The sequence below is a fragment of the Blautia sp. ZXY-1-B12 genome (assembly GCF_056339915.1).
Genome location: NZ_JBWJVP010000123.1, coordinates 1 through 5,314, shown reverse-complemented (window position 1 = coordinate 5,314; position 5,314 = coordinate 1). Strand labels below are relative to the sequence as shown.

At 32.9% G+C, this 5,314-nt stretch carries 5 protein-coding genes and 2 pseudogenes; 1 reads left to right on the top strand and 6 read right to left on the bottom strand.

What is annotated here, in order from left to right; genetic code table 11:
* Positions 1-205 (top strand): annotated as a pseudogene (locus AC075L_RS07115) (IS110 family transposase); the annotation flags it as partial.
* Positions 206-430: 225 nt separating this feature from the next.
* Here AC075L_RS07115 and AC075L_RS07110 read toward each other — a convergent pair.
* From AC075L_RS07110 to AC075L_RS07085, 6 genes and pseudogenes are all read right to left on the bottom strand, one after another.
* Positions 431-679, bottom strand: a complete 249-nt coding sequence (locus tag AC075L_RS07110; RefSeq protein ID WP_004613734.1) for a helix-turn-helix domain-containing protein — start codon at positions 677-679, stop codon at positions 431-433.
* A 1-nt stretch (position 680) separates the two neighbouring features.
* Positions 681-1,100 (bottom strand): RNA polymerase sigma factor, encoded by a 420-nt coding sequence (locus AC075L_RS07105; RefSeq protein WP_476387441.1) that lies wholly within the window; start codon positions 1,098-1,100, stop codon positions 681-683.
* A gap of 293 nt (positions 1,101-1,393) precedes the next feature.
* A complete protein-coding gene (locus AC075L_RS07100) occupies positions 1,394-2,398 on the bottom strand; it encodes a sensor histidine kinase (protein ID WP_029730928.1) in 1,005 nt (334 codons plus the stop codon).
* A complete protein-coding gene (locus AC075L_RS07095; protein ID WP_015530206.1) occupies positions 2,395-3,054 on the bottom strand; it encodes a response regulator transcription factor in 660 nt (219 codons plus the stop codon). The genes AC075L_RS07100 and AC075L_RS07095 overlap by 4 nt, the downstream gene beginning before the upstream one ends.
* Positions 3,055-3,112: 58 nt before the next feature.
* Positions 3,113-5,080: an ABC transporter permease gene (locus AC075L_RS07090; RefSeq protein WP_476387440.1), complete on the bottom strand. Its 1,968-nt coding sequence runs from the start codon at positions 5,078-5,080 to the stop codon at positions 3,113-3,115.
* A pseudogene (locus tag AC075L_RS07085) lies at positions 5,070-5,314 on the bottom strand (ABC transporter ATP-binding protein); the annotation flags it as partial. The pseudogene AC075L_RS07085 and the gene AC075L_RS07090, both read right to left, overlap by 11 nt.

Genomic DNA, 5,314 nt, shown 5'->3' with positions numbered 1-5,314 from the left:
AATCAAACAGAAAAAAGGAGCCAAAAAAGCGATTGTCGCACTTGCCCGAAAACTTCTTGTCATCATCTACACAATGTTAAAACAAGGAACTCTATTTGACGAATCCTGTTTTGAAACAAGACGTAAGCACTGTGAACAAAAACAGCTTTCTCGTTATATACGGGAATTGGAAAAACATGGTTATCATGTGGAAGCTCAAAGCTAGCCTTTCTTAAATACGATCAATCTCTCACTACAGGCAGCCAATACTGTGACTGCTTTATAGTGATGCTTTCATAATTGTTGAAAACATTTGTTGTCAAGGTTCAGTTTTTGGCTACGAGTTTTATTTTCGTAGCAAAGAGCTGTGGCGAAAGCGTGTTGCTTTCATGTAAAAGCAGGGCAGAGCAGGAAAGAGGGGGACATTAAACCATACTCTGCTAAAAACTGCTTATTCTTCTTCGATTTCTAAGGCAATATCAAACCCTAAAATCATTTTGATAAGTGCTTCTCGGATAAGTCCCTTTAACTCCATATCTACAACAATATAGACATTGCCGTATTCATCATAGAGTGGGCGCAAACAGCACTTTGATATGTACGGGTCATAAAATGCCAGTATTTTTTCAATCGCTTTTTCGTCCCCGTCCATTGCTTGCGAAAGCAAATAGTAGGACGGCTTCTTAAATGTTTGCTTCATTTTACTGCTTCTCCTTTAGTATTTTTTTCATAGTTTCCAAAGCATGATGTCGGTTTCTAAATACACCGCTTTGCGTAATCTTTTGTAAGTTGGCAATTTCACTTTCTGTCATTTCCAAGAAGTAATACATTAACAGAGTATTTCTCTTTCTTTCTGGAAGTTTTTTCAAGGCTTCTGCCAGGTCATCATCAAGGACACGAATATCAATGCCACATACTGAAAAGATTGTATAATCTGTTTCGTAGTCATCCCACACAGCAAAATTTTCAACGAAAATTTCTGGAAGTTCACAGAATGGAATTTCTTTATCTTTTCGTCGTTTCAATCCTTGTTGGTAGTCCTTTACAATATGACGGACAACTTTCTTCAAACAACTTTCAAATCGACATTGAACTGTTTTCTGGAAGTCAGACGGTTTCATCAATCTCACCCCCTTTCCACTATGATTTGAAAAGTGTTTATCCCTCTTTCCGCACCATATAGGGAATGAAAGGTGTGATTTAATGACCTCTTTTGAAAAATTTTTAAATTTTTTTCGGGTATGAAAAAAGCCCGCACAAAACATATAGTCTGTACGAGCCTTTAAAGCTAAAACATATTCAATTTTTAATAGTGTGCTATTAGGTGGAATTTGATTGCAAAGAATTGTACTTAAAGCTTTCCATAATGCAAGCCCCCTTAAAGCACCGTATCAATGTTGGCATGGTTTTCAAATTACTCTGAAAAATTATGAACTGTTCCTTTTGGAAATGTAATGGTCAGTCTTGTATATTCTTTTTCCGTAGAAGCAATATCCAATTTCAAGCCCAACCTATCGCATAATTTTTTCGATAGATACAGTCCCATACCCGTTGCATTTGCCTTGTTTCTATTTGAACCCGTAAAACCTTTTTCAAATACACGGGATAAATCAGACGCTTTTATTCCACAACCATTATCTTCAATCACAAGCAATATATTTGTACCATTGTCTTGACTGTATATCGTCAGCTTATTTTCTTGCTTATCAAAATACTTAATCGCATTTTGCACGATTTGAGATAGAATGAATGTCAGCCATTTTTCATCAGTATAAATGACATTTTCTATGTCATGGATATTGATAATTGCTTTTCTTTCCATAAGCGAATGACGGAATTTCAGAATGACATTATGTATCACTTCGTCTAACTGCAACTGTTTTACAAAATAGTCCTTTTCCGTATTTTCGCTTCTTGCATAGTAGAGCATTTGTTCCACTAACTGAAATATTTTGTCTGTTTCTTTTTTTAATGTGTAATTTTTTGTATTGTCAAACGTCAAAGACAATGCTCCTATCGGTATTTTAATTTCATGGACGAAACTTTCCACATATTCTTGATAGTCCTGTTTTTCCTCTGTGATTTTGCCGATTTCATCATTCATAGATTTGCAGGCTTTTTTTAGTGCGTAGCAATAGGCTTTATTTTGAAATTCTTTTGGCTTTGGTAAAACGTCTGCAATATAATAGGTTTCTTCCAGTCCGTCTACTAAATCAATAATATGTTGTGAAGCGTTACGTTTCTTCCGATACAAACACCATTGAAAAAGCCCTTGTATGCTGATGAACAGAATTACCAGCGATACAACAAACAGCGTATCTACACCGTAGAAAATCAAGAGAAATGCTACTACGGCAAGAAAGAAAAGCTGAAACAATATCTCTGTTATTTTTTCTTCTAAGAATGTAAAAAAACTCACAGTTTCCAACCCTTTCCTCGTATATTTTCCAATAAATGAACAATACCGATTTCTTTCATTTTCTTTTTTAGACGGGTCATATTAACCAATAATACATTTTCGTCTATATAATATTTGTCATTCCACAGCTTTTCCAATAGTTCTTCTTTGCTAATAACTTTATCTTCGTTCATAAAGAAGTAGTACAAAATACGAAATTCATTTCTTGTCAGTTCAATGCTTTGCTCTTGATACTTCAAAATGGATAAATGTAAATCAAGGGTACAATCTTTTTTGACAAGCTCACGGAAATTATTCGGGTTTGACAACTGCAATGCACGCTTGATCTTCTCAAGAAGAATAAGCGTGTCATACGGCTTTGTGATGAAGTCAATCCCACCCACTTGAATACTTTTCAATTCGTCAGCATTTGTATCTCTGCTTGTTACAAAGATAATCGGTACTGGCATGACTTGTTTTATTTTCCTGCATACTTCATAGCCATTCTCATACGGCAGGTTAATATCAAGCAGAACCAGTTCTATGGAATATTGCTTTAATTCATCTGTCAGGTTTCCAAAGTCAGTCAATAAAACTGTTTCATATCCTTGTGTGTTCAATAATTTAGAAAGCTCCAAACGAGTGATTTCATCATCTTCGATAATTGCTATTCTCATTTCAACACCCCCTTGATTTACCATTATAATAATTCCACAGCAGGAGAGCTAGAAAAATCTAACTCTCCTCATTGATATTTCGTTTGAAACCGATATACGTTGCTATCCAGTAAATACTATAAATTAGGAAGAAGATAATTAAATTCAAGCCAAAGTACATTAGATAAAGGTGTTTATCTCCCAAAATTTGTTGATACACATTATTCAATGACGACATCATCACGAAAGAACATAATATTGCTGATATTGCAGGGACACAAAATAATATCAATAATTGTTTTCTGATTGTCTTAAATAGCGACTTGTCATTTATTCCTAATCTTCGCAAGGTCAAGTAGCGATATTTGTATTTAGTAGAGTCGCTCAATGATTGAACTGCCAAAATTGTTCCTACTGCGGAAATCAAAATAAATGCAATGTACATAAACAGACTGGCTACTATTGCAACCATTGCTTTTTGTTGTTCTATTTCTGCACCTCTTACGTTTACTCTATACGACTCATCATTTATTTCTCCATTTTCATCAACCTTTACTAATTGATGTTGCATATCTTCTTTTATCTTATTTTCTAATTCTGCGTCTGTATCTTCTTTTGTATCTATAATCAAATGATTTTCTGATACTTCAAGTCCTTGAACATATTTATCTGGAAGTACAACAACAAATCTGCCAGTATTAGTTATAGAGTTCCAATAAGACTTAGTGTCATATCCTTTTAATTTCAAATTTTTATTTGCTACTGTTATGGTTTCAATGTCTTTGTTATCTTCAACCTCATATGCAAACTTGCTATTTGTAACTATATAGTATTCGTTATCATTTAAAGAAAGCAACGGCATCTTTCTTAATTCTAGTAACCTATTATAATCACTTAACTTCAAGACTGGGTCAAAATCATAATATTCTGATTGGAAAAAATTTTGTACCTGATGATTCGGTTCTTTATAAATGTCATACTCAATGGTATTATCAATCGTATATTCTTCTTCAATTACTCGAATATATTCATCAAATACCTGCTTATCATCAAAGAGTTGTACATCATATGGTGCATTTAAATTCACGCTGATATCATACGAAGCTTTGTTGATACTAGAATAATTCAGAGCCAGCAGTGAAATTAAAATCAACATAGACAATGTACCAAATGTGAAGCTCATTGTTCTTGCTTTAGAAGCAAATGTTCTTGCTACAAACAGATTATCATTTTGATATTTCATTTTTTTATTCTTTAACAAAACAGTCAAGAACATATCTGCACAAGTTGTAGATATACCATAAATGCTGATAATCAACATGATTACGCTTACCATCAAATAAGTAAGTGTTTCTTGCTTATTAAAATTATCCATAGTACAACGTGAATTCCAGAGAAAAAGAGAAATCGCACCAAGAATAATACTTAAAACAAAAATGACATTTCTTTTTTTACTGTCACGGAACATTTTCTTTTCATTTTGTTTGTCAAAATAAAGAAAATCACGTATCGTCATTTTACTTATTCTTCTTAATAGATTAAGCAAAACCAAAACATAAATAGTTAAAAAATAAATTATCAATAGTCCAATAGAAACGAAATTCAAAGAAATAAAGAGAGTTTTTGGAATACCCAGTAAGTTTACAATTACTAACGACACAAACTGGCTGAATAAAAAGCCAATAGGAATAGCTAATACAAATGCTAAAATTCCCAACAGTATATTTTCAATTACAACTAAGTGGGCAATTTCTTTTTTCTTAATGCCAAGAAGCATATATGTTCCTAATTCTTTACTTCTTTTTTCAAACATAAATTTCGTTGTATAGTTGATCAAAAAGCATATCACAAAAATAATAAGAATATTTACAGCGAACAATGAATTCTTAAATGCATCCATACTGGAACATAACTTTACAATTTCATCAGAATTTGCCACCAAATTAAAAGCAAATATAAGAGAAAAGGATGCAGTAACGGTTATCAGATAAATCAAATAATCTTTAATATTTCTTTTTGTATTTCTATACGCTAACTTACCTAACATTTCCCACTTCACCTCCGAGCAAGGTTAATATATCCAGTATTTCATTGAAGAAATCTTTTCTGCTTTTTTCCCCTCTGAAAATTTCATTGAATATTTTACCGTCTTTCAAGAACAAAATACGTTCACAGAAAGACGCACTAAACGGGTCATGTGTTACCATTAAAATAGTAGCCTGCATTTTCTTGTTGATTTCAGACATTGTTTCCAGTAATAATCTGGAAGCTTTTGAGTGCA

What these genes read in the sequence shown, in the direction of transcription:
- AC075L_RS07110 (WP_004613734.1), bottom strand. Translation starts at nt 679, where the DNA reads ATGAAGCAAACATTTAAGAAGCCGTCCTACTATTTGCTTTCGCAAGCA.
- AC075L_RS07105 (WP_476387441.1), bottom strand. Translation starts at nt 1,100, where the DNA reads ATGAAACCGTCTGACTTCCAGAAAACAGTTCAATGTCGATTTGAAAGT.
- AC075L_RS07095 (WP_015530206.1), bottom strand. Translation starts at nt 3,054, where the DNA reads ATGAGAATAGCAATTATCGAAGATGATGAAATCACTCGTTTGGAGCTT.
- AC075L_RS07090 (WP_476387440.1), bottom strand. Translation starts at nt 5,080, where the DNA reads ATGTTAGGTAAGTTAGCGTATAGAAATACAAAAAGAAATATTAAAGAT.